Raw genomic sequence first — 21850 nt, 5'->3', positions numbered from 1 at the left:
CGCGAGCTGTGTTGCGCGCTGAAAAACAGGCGGGTTTCCCCGCCTGCTCAAACATTACTTCTTAGCGCGCTCTTCGAGCATTGCAACTGCTGGCAGCACTTTGCCTTCCACAAATTCGAGGAATGCGCCGCCGCCAGTGGAGATGTAGGAGATTTTGTCAGAAATACCGAACAGGTCGATTGCTGCCAGAGTATCGCCGCCGCCTGCGATGGAGAACGCTTCGCTGTCGGCGATAGCGTTAGCCACGATTTCAGTACCTTTACGGAAGTTCGGGAACTCAAACACGCCAACCGGGCCATTCCACAGGATGGTTTTCGCGTTTTTCAGGATTTCAGCCAGTTTCTCTGCAGAAGCGTCGCCCAGATCCAGAATCTGCTCGTCATCTTTGATGTCGTTAACAGATTTCAGGGTAGCGGTCGCAGTTTCAGAAAATTCAGTCGCCACGCGAACATCCGTCGGAACCGGGATGTCGCAGGTGGTCAGCAGGCGTTTAGCTTCGTCAACCAGGTCAGCTTCATACAGGGATTTACCCACGTTGTGGCCTTGAGCGGCAACGAAGGTGTTGGCGATACCACCGCCAACGATCAGTTGGTCAGCGATTTTTGACAGAGAGTCCAGAACGGTCAGCTTGGTAGAAACTTTAGAACCACCAACGATAGCCACCATCGGACGAGCCGGTTCTTTCAGCGCTTTACCCAGCGCGTCCAGTTCAGCCGCCAGCAGCGGGCCTGCGCACGCAACGTCAGCAAATTTGCCGATGCCGTGAGTAGAAGCCTGTGCACGGTGAGCGGTACCGAATGCGTCCATTACAAATACGTCGCACAGAGCGGCATATTTTTTGGACAGCGCTTCGTCGTCTTTTTTCTCGCCTTTGTTGAAGCGAACGTTTTCCAGAACAACCAGTTCACCTGCAGCGACTTCAACGCCGTCCAGGTAATCTTTAACCAGGCGTACCGGGTTGGACAGTTTGTCTTTCAGGTAATTAACAACCGGCAGCAGAGAGAATTCTTCGTTGTACTCGCCTTCGGTCGGACGACCCAGGTGGGAGGTTACCATCACTTTCGCGCCTTGTTTCAGGGCCAGTTCGATGGTCGGCAGGGAAGCACGGATACGCGCGTCGCTGGTTACTTTCCCTTCTTTAACTGGTACGTTCAGATCCGCACGGATAAAAACACGTTTACCAGCAAGATCCAGATCGGTCATCTTAATTACAGACATGGTGAATCCTCTCGTTGATTCATAAAGTTTTGCAGACGCATTCGCGCCCTACCTGAAACCTTGTGCGGCCATCGCTAACGTGGTGTCGAGCATTCGGTTAGCAAAGCCCCATTCGTTATCGCACCAGACCAGCGTTTTGATCAGATGCGCACCGCTGACCCGCGTTTGCGTACCATCGACAATGGCACTGTGCGGATCGTGGTTAAAATCTATTGAGACCAACGGTAATTCCGTATAGTCAACTATACCATGAAATGCACCCCGTGCTGCTTTTTGCAGCAACTGGTTGACTTCATTAGCATTTACCGAGTTACTCACCGTCACGCTGAGGTCAATTGCCGTGACGTTAATCGTCGGTACGCGCACGGCAATGGCCTCAAAACGGTCATTAAACTGCGGAAAAATACGCGTAATCCCGGCGGCAAGTTTCGTATCCACCGGAATAATAGACTGACTTGCGGCGCGAGTACGGCGCAAGTCCGGGTGATACGCGTCAATGACCTGTTGATCGTGCATGGCCGAGTGAATTGTCGTCACCGTTCCCGATTCAATGCCCCAGGCATCATCCAATAATTTGATAATGGGGATTATGCAATTCGTGGTACAGGAGGCATTGGAGACAATGCGGTGTTCAGGGCGTAACGCGTCGTGGTTAACACCATAAACGACCGTTGCGTCGAGGTCGTTGCTGCCAGGATGTGAAAAGAGCACCTTCTTTGCGCCAGCGGCGATATGCGCGTCACCGTCTGCACGGCTGCCATAAACGCCGGTACAATCAAGCACCACATCAACGGACAGTTCGCGCCAGGGCAGCGCGTTAATCTCGCGCTCGTGCAGAAGACGAATGCTGTCGTCGCCGACAAACAACTGCTCCCGTTCCTGGCGAACATCCCAGGCAAAACGTCCATGGCTGGTGTCATATTTCAATAAATGCGCGATGCCTGCGGCATCCGCCAGTTCATTGATTGCCACCACGGTGATTTCCGCACGGCGTCCGGATTCATACAAAGCACGAACCACGTTACGCCCAATGCGACCGAAGCCATTAATCGCTACGCGTAGGGTCATAGGTCTCCTGCAAGGTCATCCCAAAGCAAAGTGGCTGACAGAGTAATGCAGCAATTCATTCCGGGAAACCTTACCTGCCACAAACAGTGACTGATTGGTCAATTGTCGAGCACTTCATCAACTGAAACGCTTCAGCCAGAATAAGCGAAACACGGAATAAAAGGAATGATTGTCCAGACAAACGCGCCAGGAATCTGACGTACATCACATTTCTACAGGAATAATTTGCAGCGTTATGCCAGAACGTGTCGGGCGATGGAATAAAGACCGGGTACGGATTCAGACTATCGCTGAATGAGTGATTAGGCGAAATGAAGGGTAAAATTTGCTCGTCGAGGCGTAAGCCATCGACAGGTGCAACGGCGCGGGGACTTTTTCCGTGCGGCTCCTTGCACTGGAAAAAGAAAACCCCCGTCGTTGCGGTATAAAACAGGCAAACTACGGGGGTGATCCATGACTCTGAACAGGTTTAGGATAGCCGCTGACGCTTGCCGCTTCAAGCAGGATTTGCGGTATGGATATTCTGAAATTCGCCGTACTGATGGTTGTACTTCATTTAATTGTATCTTCAATGATACATCACTATTTACAACCCTCTTTGGTTAATCGCGTTATAGATACGCAGAGCGAAGGAGGAATGCCACACCGCTATTCTTAAATTTGAAACTGGCTAACGTTGCCCCTTGATTAGCCCCGCTTCAGCGGGGCTTTTCTAAAATATCCACATTTACCGCAGGCCGTTCTTCCCTTTATAAATTCTGAAAGCACGCTGGCGGACTTTAACCCTCACACTTCTTATGCCATCGTCCGTTTTTTTACTCACGGATGAAAGTCATGAAAGCGCCCACGCTAAAAATACCTGTTCAGCCCCAAAAGATTGTATTCATCACCTTTTCGGGACTCCTTATTATTTTCCTGATGCTCCTCTCCTGGTACACCGTCAACGAAGGTGAGCGAGGTATTCTCTTGCGTTATGGAAAAATTGTGAAAGTTGCCGAGCCGGGTCTTGGATTTAAAATCCCGTTTATCGAAAGCGTGGAAAAGATTTCCACTCGCAATCAGGCGGTGGTTTATCAGGGGCTTCAGGCTTACAGTCGCGATCAACAGCCCGCGCAAATGACCGTATCCGTCAGCTTCCATATTCCGCCTTCAGAAGCCGGAGCGGTCTACACCACCTACAACACCATTGACGCGCTTAAAGACAGGCTGATTGTCCGCCAGCTTCCTACACAACTGGAAAACGTATTTGGCCAGTACACCGCCATCAGCGCAGTACAGGATCGTACTAAGCTGGTGCAGGATCTGCAAAACGCGATGCGTAAAGCCGTTATTGGCCCGGTAGTTATCGACGGGGTACAAATTGAAAATATCGACTTTTCCGATGCCTATGAAAAATCGATTGAAGACAGGATGAAGGCTGAGGTCGCCATTGCAACCCGTAAACAAAATCTGGAGACCGAAAAAATCCAGGCGCAGATTGCCATCACCCAGGCGCAGGCAGAAGCCGAAAGTAAACTGGCCGCAGCCAAAGCCGAAGCTGAGACCATTCGTTTGAAAGGTGCGGCAGAAGCAGAAGCCATTCGTCTGCGCGGCGAAGCGCTGCGCGATAACCCGAATCTCATCGCGTTGACGACCGCTGAACGCTGGAACGGTAAACTACCGGATACCATGATCCCCGGGGGAACAGTGCCGTTTATTTCGACGAAGTAAATATCCACCTTCATAGAAGGCGGCATTGATTACGCCCTGGAAGGGCGTACCAAAACCCTTAAAAAGAAGTCTCTGCCAGTCCTGTGAGATTTAAATCCAAAGACAATTGGCAATAAAAAAGGGCCGCTTTCGCGGCCCTTCTCACAAAGCATCTTACCGATTACAGCAGCGCTTTTGCTTTCGCAACCACGTTATCAACAGTGAAGCCAAACTCTTCAAACAGCAGCTCAGCCGGCGCAGACTCACCAAAGGTGGTCATACCGACGATTGCGCCGTTCAGGCCAACGTATTTGAACCAGTAGTCAGCGATACCCGCTTCTACCGCAACACGCGCAGAAACCGCTTTCGGCAGCACGGATTCACGGTAAGCCGCATCCTGTTTGTCGAACGCGTCGGTAGACGGCATGGAAACCACGCGCGCTTTCACGCCTTCAGCAGTCAGTTTTTCGTATGCCGCCACGGCCAGTTCAACTTCAGAACCGGTCGCGATGAAGATCAGTTCCGGCTGGCCGGCACAATCTTTCAGCACATAGCCACCGCGAGCGATGTTTGCCAGTTGCTCAGGAGTACGTTCCTGCTGCGCCAGGTTCTGACGGGAGAGGATCAGCGCGGTCGGGCCGTCCTGACGCTCAACACCGTATTTCCACGCAACGGCGGATTCAACCTGGTCACACGGACGCCATGTGGACATATTCGGGGTCACGCGCAGAGAAGCCACCTGCTCAACCGGCTGGTGAGTCGGGCCATCTTCGCCCAGACCGATGGAGTCGTGGGTGTAGACCATCACCTGACGCTGTTTCATCAGCGCAGCCATACGCACCGCGTTACGCGCGTATTCTACGAACATCAGGAAGGTGGAGGTGTACGGCAGGAAGCCACCGTGCAGGGAGATACCGTTAGCAATCGCGGTCATACCAAATTCACGTACACCGTAATGGATGTAGTTACCGGCGGTATCTTCGTTGATAGCTTTAGAACCAGACCACAGAGTCAGGTTAGACGGTGCCAGGTCAGCGGAGCCGCCCAGGAACTCTGGCAACAGCGGGCCAAAAGCTTCAATCGCGTTCTGAGACGCTTTACGGCTGGCGATCTTCGCCGGGTTAGCCTGCAGCTTCGCGATGAACTCTTTCGCTTTCGCGTCGAAGTCAGACGGCATTTCACCTTTCATACGGCGAGTAAATTCAGCAGCTTCCTGCGGGAAGGCTTTCGCGTAAGCAGCGAATTTCTCATTCCAGGCTGATTCTTTCGCCTGGCCTGCTTCTTTCGCATCCCACTGAGCATAAATTTCAGACGGGATTTCGAACGGAGGGTATTTCCAGCCCAGTTTTTCACGAGTCAGCGCGATTTCAGCGTCGCCCAGCGGCGCACCGTGGGAGTCGTGAGTACCGGCTTTGTTCGGGGAACCGAAACCGATGATGGTTTTGCACATCAGCAGGGACGGTTTGTCAGTCACTGCGCGCGCTTCTTCTACTGCGCGTTTGATGGAATCAGCATCGTGACCATCAACGCCACGCACCACGTGCCAGCCGTAGGCTTCGAAACGCTTAGCGGTATCGTCGGTGAACCAGCCTTCAACGTGGCCATCAATAGAGATGCCGTTATCGTCGTAGAACGCAACCAGTTTGCCCAGTTTCAGGGTGCCAGCAAGAGAACATACCTCGTGAGAGATACCTTCCATCATGCAGCCGTCGCCCATGAACGCATAGGTGAAGTGGTCAACGATGTCGTGGCCCGGACGGTTGAACTGCGCCGCCAGCGTTTTTTCTGCAATAGCCATACCGACTGCGTTGGCAATACCCTGACCCAGCGGGCCAGTAGTGGTTTCTACACCAGCGGTGTAACCCACTTCCGGGTGTCCCGGCGTTTTGGAGTGCAGTTGACGGAAGTTCTGCAGTTCAGACATCGGCAGATCATAACCGGTGAGGTGCAGCAGGCTATAAATCAGCATGGAGCCGTGGCCGTTAGACAGCACGAAGCGGTCACGGTCAGCCCAGGAAGGGTTCTGCGGGTTGTGGTTCATGAAATCACGCCACAGGACTTCGGCAATGTCAGCCATACCCATCGGGGCACCCGGGTGACCGGATTTGGCTTTCTGTACTGCGTCCATGCTCAGCGCACGAATAGCATTAGCAAGCTCTTTACGTGAGGACATTTTGACTCCAGTTCGGACTGTTGAAGGCTATGCCCCTTAACGACTTGACGACCGCGCGTTATGGGCTACGCCAGAAAAAAGTGCCAACAATGTAACCCAAGCGACAAGTCATGTACATGGAGCATCCTTTTGCCGCTTCAGAAATCTCCGGAACAGGGCACACTCTGTGCAAACCTCTCGCTCATCTTTAAGGATTTTCTTTATACTTAGGTTCTCTCCGGCTCCGTTGTTCTGGGGCACTTTTAAGAATTTATTTAGATAAACGAGTTCGGAATAAAACAATGAAAACACGTGCAATTGTGCTGGCTCTGGGTGCTTCACTGCTGCTGAGCGGCTGTCAGAATATGGATTCAAACGGCATGTTAAGCTCAGGCGCTGGCGCATTTCAGGCCTTTTCTCTGAGCGATGAACAGGTACAGGCGCTGAGTGATCAGGCCTGTAAGGACATGGACGCAAAAGCCACTATTGCGCCCGCGAATAGCGAGTACATGACGCGTCTTAACAAAATTGCCAGCGCGCTGGGCAATGACATTAACGGGCAGCCCGTTAACTACAAGGTCTATGTAGCAAAAGACGTTAACGCGTTCGCGATGGCAAATGGCTGTATCCGCGTTTACAGCGGCCTGATGGACATGATGAACGACAATGAAGTTGAAGCGGTGATTGGTCACGAAATGGGCCACGTCGCATTAGGCCACGTCAAAAAAGGGATGCAGGTGGCGATTGGCACCAATGCGCTGCGCGCTGCGGCCGCCTCCGCAGGCGGTATTGTCGGCAGCCTCTCCCAGTCTCAGTTGGGGGATTTAGGCGAGAAACTGGTTAATTCTCAGTTCACCCAGCGCCAGGAAGCGGAAGCCGACGACTACTCTTACGACTTGTTGCGTAAGCGCGGCATCAACCCAACCGGGCTTGCCACCAGCTTCGAGAAACTGGCCAAACTGGAAGAGGGTCGCCAGAGCTCCATGTTTGACGACCACCCGGCGTCACAGGAACGTGCGGCGCATATTCGCCAGCGTCTTGCTGCAGACGGGATTAAGTAACTTCCCTCCCGGTTTTCTCCCTCTCCCCGTGGGAGAGGGCCGGGGTGAGGGCATCAGCGCGCACCGCCCCTCCCCTTTAACCTCATTATGAATAATTGTGCAAAGCTAATACGATTATTTTATTCATCAGAAAATAGCATCATTCGCCAATTTAATAGCACGAATTGCTAACATAAGTTGAACTTCGCTCTATTAATAATTTCAAAATATCGCATTTCAAAAGATATTTATTTTGTCATTTACAAACTTCCTGTTCATTCTCTCCTTGAGAATAAACCAATGCCACATAATCCATAGTCTACCCCCTGTAAGCCTTGGCTGACGTGGCCTGACATACCCGGCAATAGTCGCGAAACATTTACACACATAATGATTGCAATCGCTATTCATTCAGGAGAATATCGCGAAGAACACAATACTTTTAATATAGACAGACAGAGACGTTCCCGCCGTGAAAAATAAATTATCATTAATTGCATTAGGCCTGATCGCCGCTACACCAGCATTTGCCAGTCAACAATCTGAGAGCCAGGGTTTTGTTGATGACAGCCATTTAGATGTATTTTTGCGCAATGCATATATCAACCGTGACTACCAGGATGGCCTGAAAGATAAAGCCGAATGGGGTCAGGGAATTATCGCGACCTTCGAATCCGGCTTTACCCAGGGCGTGGTTGGCTTCGGTGTTGACGGTATCGCGCAGTACGGCGTGCGCCTGGACGGCGGCCGCGGCCGCAGCGGCGCAGGCGGGATCGACTTCTTCGCCCAGGACAACGATGGCCGCGCGAAATCAGACCTCGCGAAGTTTGGCGCAACGGTAAAAGCGCGTTTCTCGAATACCGTTCTGAGCTACGGTACCCAGCGCCCGGCGCTGCCAATCCTGACAGCGGATGATTCACGTCTGTTGTACGAAACTTACACCGGTACCCTGTTGACCTCAAAAGAGATCGACGGCCTGGAAGTGAATGCGGGTTACTTCACCGACGAACAGCGCAAGAGTGACGACAGCCACAACTCCGGCCTCGAAAGTATCTCCTTCGGCGGCGCGAGCTACCAGTTTAACGACCAGTTCAGCGGCGCAGTTTACGCCTCTCACATCGAAGATGTCATGAATAAACAGTACCTGGGCCTGAACTACAAACAGCCGTTCAGCACCGGGCAGCAGTTGATTCTTGATTTCAATGGCTACAATTCTCGTCTGACCCCGGGCTATGCCGAATCGCTGGATACCGGCCGTAGCAACAGCATCTGGAGCCTGGCCGCCAGCTATATCTGGGATATTCATACCTTTAAAGTGGCTTATCAGCAGAGCAGCGGCAGCACCGGTTATAACTATGGCGGCTACCGTAATCAGGGCGGTGTGGGCGATGGCGGCAACACCATCTGGCTGGCGAACTCCTACTGGTCAGATTTTAACGGTGAAGACGAACGTTCATGGCAGGCATCTTATGGCCTGGACTTCGCGGGTCTCGGCCTGCCGGGTCTGAGCTGGACTACCGCTTACGTGCGTGGCGATAACATTAAAACTTCGCAGACCAGCAATGGTAAAGAACACGAATGGTTCAACCAGGTGCAATACCAGGTTCAGGACGGCGTGGCAAAAGACCTGAAATTCAAAGTACGTTACTCCGTACTGCGCGTCTCTAATAACGCCAGCGAGTACAACGTGAGCGGGAACGAAGTTCGCGTGTACGTTGAGTATCCGTTCAACGTATTCTGATATCCCCCTCACCCTGCCCTCTCCCAAGGGAGAGGGTGAAACCCGTCGCACAATGTCACATCTTGTGTTGTCGGTTCCCTCCCCTTTTGGGAGAGGGTGAGGGAGCCTGCACCTCAATACAACGTCTTCTGCGGCGGCCCGGCAAAACGCAGCGCGCCAATTTCACCCATTCTCACTTCCACTACCGATGGCCCGGGCATCGCCAGCGCTTCCGTCATCGCCGCCTGGAAATCTTCCGCACGACTTACCGTCCATGCCTGCAAACCTATCGCCTGCGCCAGTGCGGTGAAGTCCGGCGTATGCAGTTCGTTATAGTACTGGCGACCGCCGAAATATTTATCCTGAATACCGCGCATTACGCCGTACCCCCCATCGTTCATGATGAGTAATGTGACGTTGGCTTTCTCCTGCGCAAGCGTCGCCAGCTCGCCCAGATTCAGGCTCAGGCCGCCATCTCCCACCAGCCCCACCACTTTATGCTGCGGGTTGGCAATAGCGGCGCCAATCGCCATTGGCAGGCCCATACCAATCGCTCCGGCGAGGGAGTGAATGTTTTTCAGCGGCTGATGTGCGCGGAATAATCGACTGCCCCAGAGACTACCGGAAACGGTAATGTCCCGTACCAGAATGCCGTCATCCGGCAGCGCGTGTTCAATCGCATCGTTCAAACCGGCATACGCGCCGCACTGCTCGCGAAGCGCCTGTTCCGCCGCAACCACCGCCTGCTGCACCTGCTCATCCCAGGCGCTGTTGCCCCATTCACGCCCCTGCGCTTTCGCGGCCAGCGCGCTGAGCAACGTCGAACAGTCGGCGATAATGGTTTGATCCATCAGGTAATTACGGCTCGCCGCCGCCGGGTCGATATCAACCTGCACCCGCGGTTCCGGTAGCGTCAACGTCCAGGAGCGGGTTTCATTACTGCGCAGGCGCGACCCCGCCACCAGGGTGAAATCGCAGCGCGCCATAATCGCTTCCACAGAAGGCGAGTTATGGAATGCGCGCAGGCTGGCGCGATGGTTATCCGCCAGCACGCCACGGGCGTGCGTACTGGAAATGACCGTCACACCGGCATCCGCCAGTTTTTTGACCGCAGCCGCACTCTCTAACGCGCCGCCGCCTAACCATAATAGCGGCTGTTTCGCCTGCTTAAGCTGCGCCCACAGCGCATCGACGATTGCGGCATCCATAGCGGCAGGCGTCGCCGGACGCACTGCCGCCGTCACCAGCGAGGCCGGGATTTTCGCCCCCTGAATATCGATAGGGATCTCCACAGACACCGGGCCACACGGCGGTGTCTGCGCCTCCTGAATCGCTTTATTCAGGATCGCCATCGCCTGGTTGGCGTTGCTGATACGGTATGCACGCTTTGAGCTGGCTTTCAGGAAGGTCAATTGATCGCGGGTTTCGTGGATAAATCCGGTATCGGCGTCCAGCCAGGCTTTTTCCACCTGCCCCGTCAAATGCAGCAGCGGCGTGCAGGCGTTCATCGCTTCGACCAGCGCGCCAACGGCGTTGCCCGCCCCCGCCCCGGTACTGGTCAGCGCCACGCCCAGGCCGGAAAAGCGCCCGTGCGCATCGGCCATAGTCACTGAGCCTGCTTCGCCACGCGCCGGGACAAAGCGTATATTGCCACGCTGCCCGACGGCATCCGCTATCGGCAGGTTGTGGATCGAGATAACACCATAGATGGCCTCAACCTGGTACTGTTCCAGCGTTCTGGCGATGGCTTCGCCGACGGTAATCATTTCACTCATAACTCACCCTTTCTTTTAGTCGCACCAGCGGTTGACGCTATTGCCCGTCGCCAGATAAATGCTCTTTTGTTGCATCCAGGCTTTCAGCCCCTGAATGCCCTTTTCGCGGCCCAGACCGCTCTCTTTAAAGCCCCCGAACGGGGTCGAAATAGAGAAAACTTTGTAGGTGTTAATCCACACGGTGCCCACTTCCAGCCGCTCGCTCAGGCGCAGCGCTCGTCCGGTATCGCGCGTCCAGATGCCCGCCGCCAGCCCGTATACTGATGAATTGGCCTCGGCAATCAGCGCGTCTTCATCAGCAAAGGGCATCGCCACCAGCACCGGGCCAAAAATCTCTTCCTGGCAGACACGCGCCTGGTTGTTCAGCCCGTCGATAATCGTCGGCTGGAAATAGCTACCGTTCGCCAGCGTCGGGTCAGCAGGTATTTCGCCGCCGCACAACACCCGCCCGCCCTCTTGCTGCGCCAGCGCAACGTAATCCATCACGCTTTTGCGGTGTTTATCATTAATCAGCGGCCCGATATGCGTGCCTTCCTGGTGCGGATGGCCCACGCGCAGCGCGCGGGTCAGTTCCAGTAATCGCGCCATCAGCGGTTGATAGACAGCCTGATGGATAAACAGACGCGAACCGGCAATACACGCCTGCCCGGCGGAGCTGAAAATGCCATAACAAATGCCGCGCGCCGCCTGCTCGATATCGGCGTCCTCCAGCACGATGGTCGGCGATTTACCGCCCAGTTCGAGCGAGGCCGGGATCAGTTTTTCTGCGGCGACGTGCGCCAGATGCCGCCCGGTGGTCGTTCCGCCCGTGAAAGATATTTTGCGGATCAACGGATGACGCGCTAATGCGTCGCCAATCACCGAACCTTTACCCGGCAATACGCTCAGCAGCCCGGCGGGTAATCCCGCCTGTTCAAAGATCTGCGCCAGCTCCAGCGCCATCAACGGCGTGGCTTCCGCCGGTTTGAGGATGACCGCATTACCCGCGGCAATCGCCGGGGCGACTTTCTGCATTTCGCTGGCGATCGGCGAGTTCCATGGTGTAATCGCCGCCACCACGCCCAGCGGTTCATAACGACTGAGTGTCAGCACATCCGCCATACGCGGCGTCGGCAGTTCTCCTTCCAGTAGCTCGCAGGCGGCGGCGAAGTAACGTGCGGTGCCCGCGGCGCTCAGCACCAGACCGCGCGCTTCCGCCAGCGGTTTGCCGTTATCACGGCTCTGCATCTTCGCCAGTTCATCGCAGCGTAATTCGATAATATCAGCGACCTTATGCAGCACTTTCGCGCGCTGATGAGGCAGTGCGTTGCGCCACGCCGGGTCACGCCAGGCGCGCTCAGCGCACTTCACCGCGTCGTTCAGGTCATCAATGCTGGCGGCATTGATGGTGGCATTCAGCGAGCCATCAGCCGGGAAGGTGCTCGTCATCGCCTCGCCGTTACCGCGCCGCCAGACACCGCCGACAAAAATAGAGCGTTCTTGCATATCAGCCTCTTAGCACTGAGCCAGTTCACGGCAGGCGCGCACCGCGCTCAGTGCCGCCAGAGTGGAAGTTTTGGGATTGCTGGCGAGCGGCAGTCCGCTGAGTTCGAGGTGAAATTCGCCAAACAGCCCTTCAACGTGCAGGGTATGCGTGTTGCGCTTCGTTGCCGGATCAACCATCAACTGCACGCGGGTGTCATCCATCCCCACACCGCCCAGCGCCACGGTGGCTGCCACATTGGCGTTCGCCGGAAAGAGGCGAGCCGCTTCGCGTGCGCTACCCTCAAAAAAGATTTGCGCTTCCTTCACCGCGCCAAGGTCGATCAACTGCTCGGCATAGCTGCCGCGCCAGCTCGCCGGGCTTTTGCGCGACTGATAGGTGACGCGCTGCAAGCCGCCCTCCTTCGCCGCCGACAACCCGTCGATGCCCGCCACCGCCCCTGCCAGCAGCGTCAATTTTCCGCCCGCGTTAAGCAGACGCGTTTCCAGTTCGCTATCCGCCAGCGCGCCGGTTGAGACAACCGCCAGATGCCAGCCACGGCGGAGTACCGCTTCACCATACTGCGCCACCGCCTGCTGGCTGGCGCACTCCAGAACCAGATCCGGAACGCCTTCGCAAGCCAGCGGATCAACCAGCGGGGTCACGTCACCGTGAAAACGCGCCAGGATCGCCTGATGGTGGGATTCACGCGCCACGATCCAACCGATCGCCACATTGGCCGGCAAACGCTCGATCACCGCCTGCGCCATCGCGCCGTAGCCAATTAACATCACCTTTTTCATAAGCTCTCCTCAGAGATGACGACAGAACCCGCCGGAAACATCCAGCGCCGCCCCGGTGGTGAACGAGGCCAGCGGCGAGGCAAGAAACAGCAGCGCCTGCGCAGGCTCCTGCGGTTTGCCAAGCCGCCCCATCGGGATGCCGCGTTTACGGGCGATATCGCCAGCCCATTCAGGCCAGCTCTGGCTTTTATCGCTGCGCTGTTCATATCGGCGCTGCCACTGGCCGGACTCCACCATGCCCAACAGAATTGAATTGACTCGAATGCCTTTCGCCACCAGATCTTTCGACAGAGTAAGCGTCATATTAAGCAGCGCGGCGCGCGCGGCGGAGGTGGCAATCATGTGCTCTTCAGGCTGTAGCGCCAGCAGCGAGTTCACGCAGGTGATCGAGGCGATATCCGACGCTTCAAGCTGGCTTAAAAACGCCTGCACCGGGTTGATCACGCCAAACAGCTTTAGCTCCGCTTCATGCAACCACGCGCTGCGCGGGGTATCGGCAAAGTGGGCGACAAACCCCTGCCCGGCGTTATTGATCAGCATGTCGACATTGCCGAGACTCGCCTTGACGGCCGCGGCGAATGCCTGCACATCCTCTTCTTTCAGCACATCGCAGCAGGCGGAGAAAATCTCCCCCTGCGGAAATTCATTGAGTAATGCGGCATGCGCGCTGGCGAGCCTGTCCGGATCGCGCCCGCAAAACGCCACCTTTGCGCCTTCACCCAGTAACAGGCGTAAGGTTTCGAAACCAATTCCCGAAGATCCTCCGGTGACTACCGCTACACGCCCTTCAATTTGTGCATTCATCGCGCACCTCTTCCATTGCCTGCAAAAGCCATTGATTAAATGTTGTATCGTTATCGAGATAGCTGGCATGCCCGGCATGGGGAACGGTGATATAAGGCATGCCGTAGCGCGCCGCCAGCGCCTGCGCGGCTTCCGGTGGCGTGATGGCGTCCTGTTCACCACAGCAAACGCTAAACGCGCCGTCATAGTGTTCCAGCCAGCGATGGATATCGTCATGTGCCAGCATCCATGCCGCCGCCAGATACCCTTCCGGGCGCAGGCGGCGCATACCTGATGCCACCGTCGCCACATCCTCCTGGCGCGCCGCCGGGTGTAGCAGCGCAGCCGCACGGGTTTGCGCGAGGATCTCACCGCCCATGGCAATCTGTTGTTCACGGCTGCGCCATACCTGCTCGCGCTTCTCCGCCGGCGCATTGCCATACCCCTGCGCCGGATCGGCCAGCAGAAGCAGTGCAACACGTTCGGGATAACGCGCGGCAAACGCGCTGGCGACCATCGCCCCCAACGAGTGCCCCACCACGACCGCTTGCCAGACGCCCGCGCGGTCGAGCAACAGCGCCAGCGCGTCGGCATAATCGCCCGCGTTCGCCTGCGCGACTGCCAGCATCGGGCTTTCGCCATAGCCCGGCATATCCCAGGCCAGCACGCGGCAACCCGGTAGCGCCATCTGCTTATGCCAGGAGGCGGCGCCGGAACTGATGCCGTGCAACAGCATTACCGGTACACCATGGCCCTGTTCACGAAAACCCGTCATGAGCGCCCCTTAGTTGCGTTTAACTTTCGACAGCGGATGGTCGGCCGGATAGGTTGGGATCTCCGGTTTTTTGGTGCCAAGCATCACGCACATCAGCGCCTCTTCTTCGCCGTGGTTAAACAGACCGCGATAAATCCCCGCCGGAACGGAAATCAGGTCACGCTCGCGCAACACCGTCTCGGTGTAGTTATCACCATCCTGGATCATCAGCGTGATTTGCCCTTTCAGCATGAAGAAAACCTCTTCCACGTCATCGTGCAGATGCAGCGGGCCTTCGCATTTCGACGGCAGTACCATTGTCGAGAAGGTGAAATGCTCCGCGGCGACGGTATTGGTATCGCTGGCGACGCCGGTCGCCCCGGTGCCGATGTAACGCATCTGGGCGCGACGGTATTTCGGATCGAAATCGGCCTGGAACTTCAGCGCATTCCAGTCGTACTTACGCCCTTCAAAGCGGGCAATACGCGACTCCACCCACTCTTCCATGGTCAGGTTTTCTGGCTTGATGCCGTTTTTCGCGCTTACGGTTGAATCAGACATGAGACACTCCTCAGTAACGTTTAAGCAGCGGCAGTAACAGGACGCAACCGACGGTCGCCATCACTACCAGAAAGATCAGCCCGGAATCCATGCTATGGGTGAAGGCGATTAGCGCCCCCATCACCGCCGGGGATAACGCCCCGGCAAAGTTTCCAAGCCCGTTAAAAATCCCGCCTGCCGTGGCGCTGACCCGGGGATGGGTCGCTTTTGCCAGCAGCGCAAAGATGTTCGGCGCACCAACCCCCCACATAAAGGTGCTAAAGCTCATGGCGGCAATGATGGTTAGCGGCGTATCCAGGTGCAGCACCGCCGTCAGGCCAACCGCCGCCCCCGCCATCGAGATAAAACAGGCGGCGGCGCGTTTATCAACGCGGTCAGAAAGCCATGCGCCAATCACTTCACCCAGCAACATGGCGATGAACGGCATCGAAGAGAGCCAGCCCGCATGTTCCAGGTGAATGCCTTTACCTTTAATCAGGTAGCCCGGCAGCCAGCCGTTTATGCCCCACAGATAGGTGAGAAAAGCGATGTTGAAGACGCAAATCATCCAGAAATGGGCGCTGACAAACAGTTCCTGTCGCGCGGCGCGTCGCTCCTGCTGCGACTGCTGCGTGGGCTCCTGCTTCGCCTTCAGTTGTACGCCGCGCAGGCCAATGCGCACCAGAATCAGCACCGGGACGGTTAACAGCGCCATGGCAAAGAAGGTGCTCTGCCAGCCGAAGGTATTAAGCAACCAGATGGAAAGCGGGAAACCAATCGCCGCGCCTACAGGTGTCCCCAGCAGCCAGAGCATGGTGGCGCGCGCCTGTAAATGCTGCGGGAAGGTGTGGCGCACGATGGCGAAGGCCAGCGGGAAGAGCGGCCCTTCCGCGACGCCGAGCAGAATGCGCAGCGTCACCATCAGCGTGTAGTTGTGGGTAAAGCTCATCGCCACCATTAGTACGCACCACACCACCATCATTCCGGTGAGCAGACGCAACGGTGCAATCTTGTCGCCCAGCCCGCTCAGCAGTACGGAAGAGAACCCGTAGCTCAGCAGAAATGCGCTCATCAGAATGCCAAGACGCGTGGTATCAAAATCAATGCCCATCGCCTGCTGGAAATGGCCGTCGGAAAAGAGGGCTGCGATGCTGATTTTGTCGAAAAACGCCAGCAGGACGCAGGCCAGCAGCGACAGCGGAATAGCCCAGCGAACCGTGTTTTCGGGCGTGCAGACGCCCTCACCGCGCGCCTCAACGGGCGCGGTGTTGTTCTCTAATGTGCTCATGTTCCCCCCTGAGGGTTACGTCGCGGTTAGCGTAGTGACATCAGTGAAAATGCGGGATCGCCCAATGGCTCGGCGTTCAGATCGCGCCCGCTTGCCATCCAGCGTTTCGCAAGCTTAACGGTGCGCGGATCGTTAAACGCCACCAGTTGATTCAGCGTGCCGTTCGCGTTGAGCGAGAAAAAGAGCGATCCTTTCTCTTCACGCCGCACCACCGTTCGGCTACCCGGCTGCGGGATGCCGAGGATCTGAATGTTATGCTGGTATTGATCCGACCATAGCCAGGGCACGTCGTCGTAACCCGGCGCGGCGGGATCAAGCATCGCTTTTGCCGTCGCCACCGCCTGATTTTGCGCAAACGCCCAGGACTGTACGCAAAGGCCATAAGCCGCATGCTGTGCCACATCACCGACAGCGAAAATGGCCGGATCGGACGTGCGTCCCTGCGCATCGACCACGATGCCGCGCTCGGTTTTCAGCCCGGCATCGCGCCCCAGCTCCAGGTTGAGATCGACGCCGATCCCCACCACGACCGCATCGAAGATCTCCCGGCGACCTTCGCAGTGGATCACCGCGTTGGCATTTGATTCTTCCAGTTCGAGCGCCCCGCATCCAGTGCGCACATCAACGCCCTGCTGCTGGTGAATCGCCAGTAATTCTGCGGAAACGTCCGCACTCACCGAGCGCATACACAACGCCGGTTGTTGCTCAAAAAGCGTGACTGCGATACCGCTTTTACGCGCCGAGGCAGCGATTTCCAGGCCAATCCAGCCGCCGCCGATAATCGCCAGTTTTTGGCTTTCCGCCAGACGGCGCTTGAGTCGCTGCGCATCCTGCCAGTGACGCAGGGTATAGACCTGCGGATGAGCCTTCCACGCCTCCCCCGGCAGGCGCGCCCGCCCGCCGGTTGCGAGTAAAAGCATGTTGTAACTAAGCGACTCTCCGTTGCTCAGTAGTACCGTTTTCGCCTGTGGGTCAATCGCTTCAGCGCGTAATGGGCGATACCAGCGAAGATCCAGCGCCTGCTGGGTTTCTTCGCTGAACAGGCGCGGCAGCGTCGGAGCCGCCTCCAGCAGTGCTGCCTTAGAGAGCGGGGGGCGCTCGTAGAAATCCCACGCCTCTTCCGCCACCACGCAAATCTCGCCGTCAAAGCCTTCATCACGCAGGGTTTTCGCGGCCCAACCTCCCGCCTGGCCGCCGCCGATAATGACAATCTGCGCCGTCATACCGCCTCCGGTTTTTTCTGCTGGCGACGGGTGTCATGGTCGATTCCGCCTTCCACCGCCCATTCGGTAAAGGAGACCAGAGAGTGTTCCAGCTCACGCGGCTGCCACTTCTCAGTCAGGTAGTCGTCGTTGGTGTAGTACTCAAACGCGCCGCCGGTCGGGCTGTTCACATACCAGAAATAGGCGGACGAGACCGGGTGGCGGCCCGGGCCGATGAACGTACTCCAGTCGTGTTTATTCATCGCAATGCCGCCACCTATCACTTCATGAATATCGCGCACGGTAAAGGCCACGTGGTTCAGCCCGCGCTTGCGGTTCGGCAGTTGCAGCAGGAAGAGATTGTGATGGCCGCCACGCGCCTGGCAGCGCAGAAACACCGCGCGATTGATGTAACGGTCAGAGACCTGGAAGCCCAGCACTTCACGGTAAAATTTCTCGACGGCGGCCAGTTCTTCAACAAAGAACACCACATGGCCGATGTTGATAGGCTCCGCACGCTCGTAGACCGGGCTTGGGGTGTCGATACGGCGGGCATCGCCCCACTGGTTAATCGGCTCGACATTCAGTTCCACCGCCTGCTGTTGGCTCACCTGTACGCGCAGGGTCATGCCGTTTGGGTCGCGGCACTCCATCGCGCCGTCCACTTCACGAAAACCCGGCTGAGTTTCAAGCTTTGGACGCAGGGCATCCAGCTCAGCCTGAGAAGCCACGCCCCAACTCATCCGACGCAGGGTGTTACCCGCTTCAAATGCCTCTGGCAGCGCTGGCGCATCAAGTGGGTTAAGCTCCACGCTTGCCCCGCTCAGGGTGGTGAAACGGCGTCCGCTGGCGTCACTCTTCAGGCCAAAATCAGCCATAAATTTCGCGCTGTGGGCCAGGTCATCTACGCCAAACTCCAGCTTTTCAATTCCGATTACACTCATGGTTCGTTGCCTCTTTGCCGTTCACCGCCCAAATTTGGGCGTAGAGCATGCCCGACGCCTGTCAGCGCCTGCATCTAACTGTTTGATTTAGCTGGCTTGTGAAAGGTATCCTAAAAAGCCAGAGATTTTGTCCGCCGCCATGCGAACATCGTTTTGCAACCGACAGCGATCGGTTTGCGGCACCTGTTCCGAGGGCACCAGAATGCTGACCACCGCCGCCACGCGCCCGCTACGGTCATAGACCGGGTAGACGATGGAGGAGATCCCTTCGCGGAAGAACGATTCGCCGATCACATAACCCCGCGCTTTATCCTGCTGTACCATCTGCCACAGCGCTTCCCGGTCATGCGGCTGACCGAGGGTATTGCCTGGCAGGCGTTCACTGGGGAAAATCTGTTCGAACTCCGTGCGCGAGACATCCGTCAGTAACATACGACCCAGCGAGGTGCAGTGCACCGGCAGACGTGTACCGATACTGACGTGGTTGATGCGCGAGCCGGCAGCACTGACGCGGGCGATGTAGATAATGTCACGCCCGTCGCGGATAGCCAGATGGCTGCTGCACTGGCTGCTGTCACGCAGTTGCTCAATCACCGGCTGCCCCACCTGCGCCACATCAAGCGAGGCGATATATTCGAAACCGAGGCGCAGCACGTTCATCCCCAGAGAGAAGGTGTTAGTACGCGGGTTGCGCTCCAGAAATCCCATATATTCCAGCGTTTGAACCACGCGGTAAGCCGTTGCTTTCGGCATATCCACCAGGCGGTGAAGTTCGGCGAAAGTGAGGTCGCGGTGCTGTTCGCCAAAGGCCAGCAGCAACTGTAGGCCGCGCTCCAGACCGGGCACCAGGTACTTAATTTCCTGCTCGTTCGCCATGCTGTCTCCGTCCTGCTCAGTTAAAAATAAAACCGCCGTTAACCGGAATAAGCTGCCCGGTGACAAACCCGGATAGATCGCTCAGTAGCCACAGCACGCTGCCGGTGACATCTTCCGGCTGCTGCGCGCCAGCCAGCGCCCGGCCATTTTCATACAGTTGATGACGTTCAGCAGGCACATATTCCGTGGCCTCCACCCGCGTCAGACCAGGCGCAATGGCATTGATACGAATACGTTTTTCGCCGAGCTCACGCGCCATCGAACGGGTCATGGCAATCACCGCGCCTTTACTGGCGACATAAGCCATCAGGCGTGGCGCCCCCCACAGTGCGGTGTCGGAAGCCACGTTGACAATTCCGGCGCCTTCGCGCAGCAAAGGAACGGCAGCGCGCGTCACAAGCCAGGTGCCCTTCACGTTAACGCGCATCACCCGATCCCAGAGATCGGGATCGTAGTCGATCATGTTTTTGCCGCCGACGCCGGTCGCCATCGCCGCGTTATTCACCAGCCCGTCGATTGCGCCCTGTTCTCCGATTGCCGCAAATGCCGCGTCGATCGAATCGCTGTCAGCTAAATCAATCGCATAATCTTCGATGCGATAACCCTGCTCACGTAATTGATGCGCGCTCTCTGCCAGTTCGCCCGCCAGGATGTCGCACATCACAACCGCTGCGCCCTGCTCCGCGCAGGCCCTGGCGAAATGGAAGCCCAGACCGCGCGCCGCGCCCGTCACCACCACGCGTTTGCCGTTCAGTAAACCGTGCATCAGGCCGCACCCTGCTGTTCTTCACGGGCTGCCAACTGCTCTTTCGCCGCTTTCTGCATCATGCGGCGCAGACGGGACAGTCCAACATCATGCTGATAGAGGTATTCATGGTCACGGGCATTTGGCGCCAGGCTTTCAAGCACCACGCGATCCTGCTCCAGCACTTCCCAGTGCAGTTTTTCCAGGCGGTTACGGTACATGAAACGCCAGAGATCGCGCTGCCAGCCCTGCACACGACGGATACGCCAGAAGAAAACGCGGCAGTTGTCGTTGTCTTCCGGAACCACCATGCCGACAATCCAGAAGTGGCCGCCCGGCCCAAAGCGCTTTTTGTACGGAATGGACAGACGCATCCAGTAGGTGCCGCTGTTGCCCAGTTCCACCCAGTCGAAGTTGACGCCACTCTGCCCTTTTTTCTCGAAGATGAAGCCGGTTTTCGTCGGTTGCAGTACCATATCCGCTTTGCGATCGCCTTCCGCCATCGAATGGGAAGAGGAGTGCAGATAGGTGCCGTGCATGGGATCCATGACGTTTTCCAGCGCGTACTGGTAGTTACATTTCCATGCGGCGGAGCAGAGGAAATTGCTGTAGCTTTCGGTGTCAGCCAGCTCTTCCGGGAAGGTAAGCTCGTCAGGTTGTTGATCCGCCGTGACGCCAAACCAGAGGAAGATCGCGCCGTGCGCTTCCTGCACGTTGTAGCTGCGCACACACTGCTGGCCCACCAGTGGGCAACGATCCACCGCCGGAACATCTTTCACTTCACCATTGCCCGCCACTTCCACGCCGTGATACCAACAGGCGATGCGATCGCCCAGGTTCCAGCCCATCGACAGACGTGCGCCACGGTGTGGGCAGCGATCTTCCAGCGCCTGTACCTGACCATCTTTGTTGCGCCACACCACAATTTGCTCACCAAGGCGAGTAATGCCGACCGGGGCAGACTGCACTTCCCAGCTCGCCAGCACCGGATACCACAAACCACGTAACCCTTTATCGAGATAGTTTTGTACTGTTGTCATCACCCGCCCCTCAGTAACCGTTAACCTGCAAAAACGCCTGGAAGCTGGCATCGCTCCACGCCTGACCCTGCTGGTCATACATACGAATGGCGTTCAGCCCGTTGACCAGTTCCGGCAGCGTTTCCACGCCCTGCTCGAAGAGTTCTTCCAGCGCCGTGATCAGCAGCAGTTCCCAGTTTTCCGGTACGCGGCTGCGGGTTTGCCAGATGAGGTTCTGATAATCACCCGGCTTATGAATATTGCCATTACCGCCTTCAGCAGGCGGGGTAAACTGGCGGCTTTCCGGCAGTGCTGGGTTGAAATCCAGGGTTTCGCTCATGCCACGGTCTCCTCAATGAAAGTGATCTGAATTTGGTTTTCGAATACCCGAACCGGGTAACGATTCAGGTTGCGGCCGCCAGGCCCGTGCAGGCACTGCCCGGTCTTAACGTCAAACACCGCTTCATGCAGCGGGCATTCCACCTTGCCATCTTCGACAAACCCCTGGCTCAGCAGCGCATAAGCGTGAGGACACACGTCTTCCAGCGCGTAAAACTCGCCATCGACCAGATAAATACCGATCTCTTTACCTTCAATGTTGCCGCTATAAGGGAAATCTTCCTGTACCTGCTCCGCGTCACATACGCCTATCCAGCTCATCGCACTCCTCCAGGCTTTTGTTTCATATATGAAACTGTGTTTCTTATTTAATACGCTCAATATAAAAGCGATGAATGTTTCGTCAAGCGCAAATGTGACGTTTTTGTTAAGT

General features: G+C 56.6%; 20 protein-coding genes. 3 read left to right on the top strand and 17 right to left on the bottom strand.

Annotated features, from left to right (window positions below; all coding sequences use genetic code 11):
* Positions 1-54 precede the first annotated feature (54 nt).
* Together pgk and epd are read right to left on the bottom strand one after the other, a co-directional pair.
* Complete coding sequence (gene pgk, locus VSR74_RS11805) at positions 55-1218, bottom strand: phosphoglycerate kinase (RefSeq protein ID WP_347794915.1); 1164 nt, start codon at positions 1216-1218, stop codon at positions 55-57.
* Between the two features lie 48 nt (positions 1219-1266).
* Complete coding sequence (epd, locus tag VSR74_RS11800; protein ID WP_347794914.1) at positions 1267-2286, bottom strand: erythrose-4-phosphate dehydrogenase; 1020 nt, start codon at positions 2284-2286, stop codon at positions 1267-1269.
* 834 nt (positions 2287-3120) lie between these two features.
* On the opposite strand from epd, the gene VSR74_RS11795 reads away from it, so the two are divergent.
* Positions 3121-3996 (top strand): prohibitin family protein, encoded by an 876-nt coding sequence (locus VSR74_RS11795; RefSeq protein ID WP_411914254.1) that lies wholly within the window; start codon positions 3121-3123, stop codon positions 3994-3996.
* Between the two features lie 160 nt (positions 3997-4156).
* Here the strand turns inward: VSR74_RS11795 and tkt are convergent, their stop codons facing one another.
* Positions 4157-6148 (bottom strand): transketolase, encoded by a 1992-nt coding sequence (gene tkt / locus VSR74_RS11790; protein ID WP_347794913.1) that lies wholly within the window; start codon positions 6146-6148, stop codon positions 4157-4159.
* Between the two features lie 281 nt (positions 6149-6429).
* Here tkt and loiP point away from each other — a divergent pair, with 281 nt between their 5' ends.
* Positions 6430-7188 carry a metalloprotease LoiP gene (loiP, locus tag VSR74_RS11785; RefSeq protein ID WP_347794912.1) on the top strand — a complete coding sequence of 253 codons (759 nt, stop codon included), beginning with the start codon at positions 6430-6432 and terminating at the stop codon, positions 7186-7188.
* A 451-nt stretch (positions 7189-7639) separates the two neighbouring features.
* A complete protein-coding gene (locus VSR74_RS11780) occupies positions 7640-8908 on the top strand; it encodes an OprD family outer membrane porin (protein ID WP_347794911.1) in 1269 nt (422 codons plus the stop codon).
* A gap of 113 nt (positions 8909-9021) precedes the next feature.
* Here the strand turns inward: VSR74_RS11780 and VSR74_RS11775 are convergent, their stop codons facing one another.
* From VSR74_RS11775 to VSR74_RS11710, 14 genes are all read right to left on the bottom strand, one after another.
* Positions 9022-10662: a thiamine pyrophosphate-binding protein gene (locus tag VSR74_RS11775; RefSeq protein ID WP_347794910.1), complete on the bottom strand. Its 1641-nt coding sequence runs from the start codon at positions 10660-10662 to the stop codon at positions 9022-9024.
* Positions 10663-10677: 15 nt separating this feature from the next.
* A complete protein-coding gene (locus tag VSR74_RS11770) occupies positions 10678-12147 on the bottom strand; it encodes an aldehyde dehydrogenase (protein WP_347794909.1) in 1470 nt (489 codons plus the stop codon).
* Positions 12148-12156: 9 nt separating this feature from the next.
* Entirely contained in the window at positions 12157-12927 is a 771-nt protein-coding gene (locus tag VSR74_RS11765; protein ID WP_347794908.1) for an aspartate dehydrogenase, read from the bottom strand.
* Between the two features lie 9 nt (positions 12928-12936).
* The gene (locus VSR74_RS11760; protein ID WP_347794907.1) at positions 12937-13731 is read right to left on the bottom strand and encodes an SDR family oxidoreductase; all 795 of its coding nucleotides are present in this window, start codon (positions 13729-13731) and stop codon (positions 12937-12939) included.
* The gene (locus VSR74_RS11755) at positions 13715-14485 is read right to left on the bottom strand and encodes an alpha/beta fold hydrolase (RefSeq protein ID WP_347794906.1); all 771 of its coding nucleotides are present in this window, start codon (positions 14483-14485) and stop codon (positions 13715-13717) included. The genes VSR74_RS11760 and VSR74_RS11755 overlap by 17 nt, the downstream gene beginning before the upstream one ends.
* 9 nt (positions 14486-14494) lie before the next feature.
* The gene (locus VSR74_RS11750; RefSeq protein ID WP_347794905.1) at positions 14495-15025 is read right to left on the bottom strand and encodes a cupin domain-containing protein; all 531 of its coding nucleotides are present in this window, start codon (positions 15023-15025) and stop codon (positions 14495-14497) included.
* Positions 15026-15035: 10 nt separating this feature from the next.
* Entirely contained in the window at positions 15036-16292 is a 1257-nt protein-coding gene (locus VSR74_RS11745) for an MFS transporter (protein WP_347794904.1), read from the bottom strand.
* Positions 16293-16318: 26 nt separating this feature from the next.
* Positions 16319-17515, bottom strand: coding sequence for an NAD(P)/FAD-dependent oxidoreductase (locus tag VSR74_RS11740; protein WP_347794903.1), 1197 nt, complete (start codon positions 17513-17515; stop codon positions 16319-16321).
* Complete coding sequence (locus VSR74_RS11735) at positions 17512-18438, bottom strand: VOC family protein (RefSeq protein WP_347794902.1); 927 nt, start codon at positions 18436-18438, stop codon at positions 17512-17514. Before VSR74_RS11735 ends, VSR74_RS11740 begins: the two co-directional genes overlap by 4 nt.
* A gap of 87 nt (positions 18439-18525) precedes the next feature.
* Positions 18526-19314, bottom strand: coding sequence for an IclR family transcriptional regulator (locus VSR74_RS11730; RefSeq protein ID WP_347794901.1), 789 nt, complete (start codon positions 19312-19314; stop codon positions 18526-18528).
* Between the two features lie 16 nt (positions 19315-19330).
* The gene (locus tag VSR74_RS11725) at positions 19331-20080 is read right to left on the bottom strand and encodes an SDR family oxidoreductase (RefSeq protein WP_347794900.1); all 750 of its coding nucleotides are present in this window, start codon (positions 20078-20080) and stop codon (positions 19331-19333) included.
* Positions 20080-21102, bottom strand: coding sequence for an aromatic ring-hydroxylating dioxygenase subunit alpha (locus tag VSR74_RS11720; RefSeq protein WP_347794899.1), 1023 nt, complete (start codon positions 21100-21102; stop codon positions 20080-20082). Before VSR74_RS11720 ends, VSR74_RS11725 begins: the two co-directional genes overlap by 1 nt.
* A gap of 7 nt (positions 21103-21109) precedes the next feature.
* Positions 21110-21418: a recombinase-like helix-turn-helix domain-containing protein gene (locus VSR74_RS11715; RefSeq protein WP_347794898.1), complete on the bottom strand. Its 309-nt coding sequence runs from the start codon at positions 21416-21418 to the stop codon at positions 21110-21112.
* A complete protein-coding gene (locus VSR74_RS11710) occupies positions 21415-21738 on the bottom strand; it encodes a Rieske (2Fe-2S) protein (protein ID WP_015963079.1) in 324 nt (107 codons plus the stop codon). The genes VSR74_RS11715 and VSR74_RS11710 overlap by 4 nt, the downstream gene beginning before the upstream one ends.
* Positions 21739-21850 lie beyond the last annotated feature (112 nt).

Origin of the sequence: Pseudocitrobacter cyperus, from assembly GCF_039889165.1 — a bacterium.
In the GTDB taxonomy this organism is placed as follows: Bacteria; Pseudomonadota; Gammaproteobacteria; order Enterobacterales; family Enterobacteriaceae; genus Pseudocitrobacter; species Pseudocitrobacter cyperus.
This window is presented reverse-complemented; position numbering and strand designations above follow the sequence as displayed.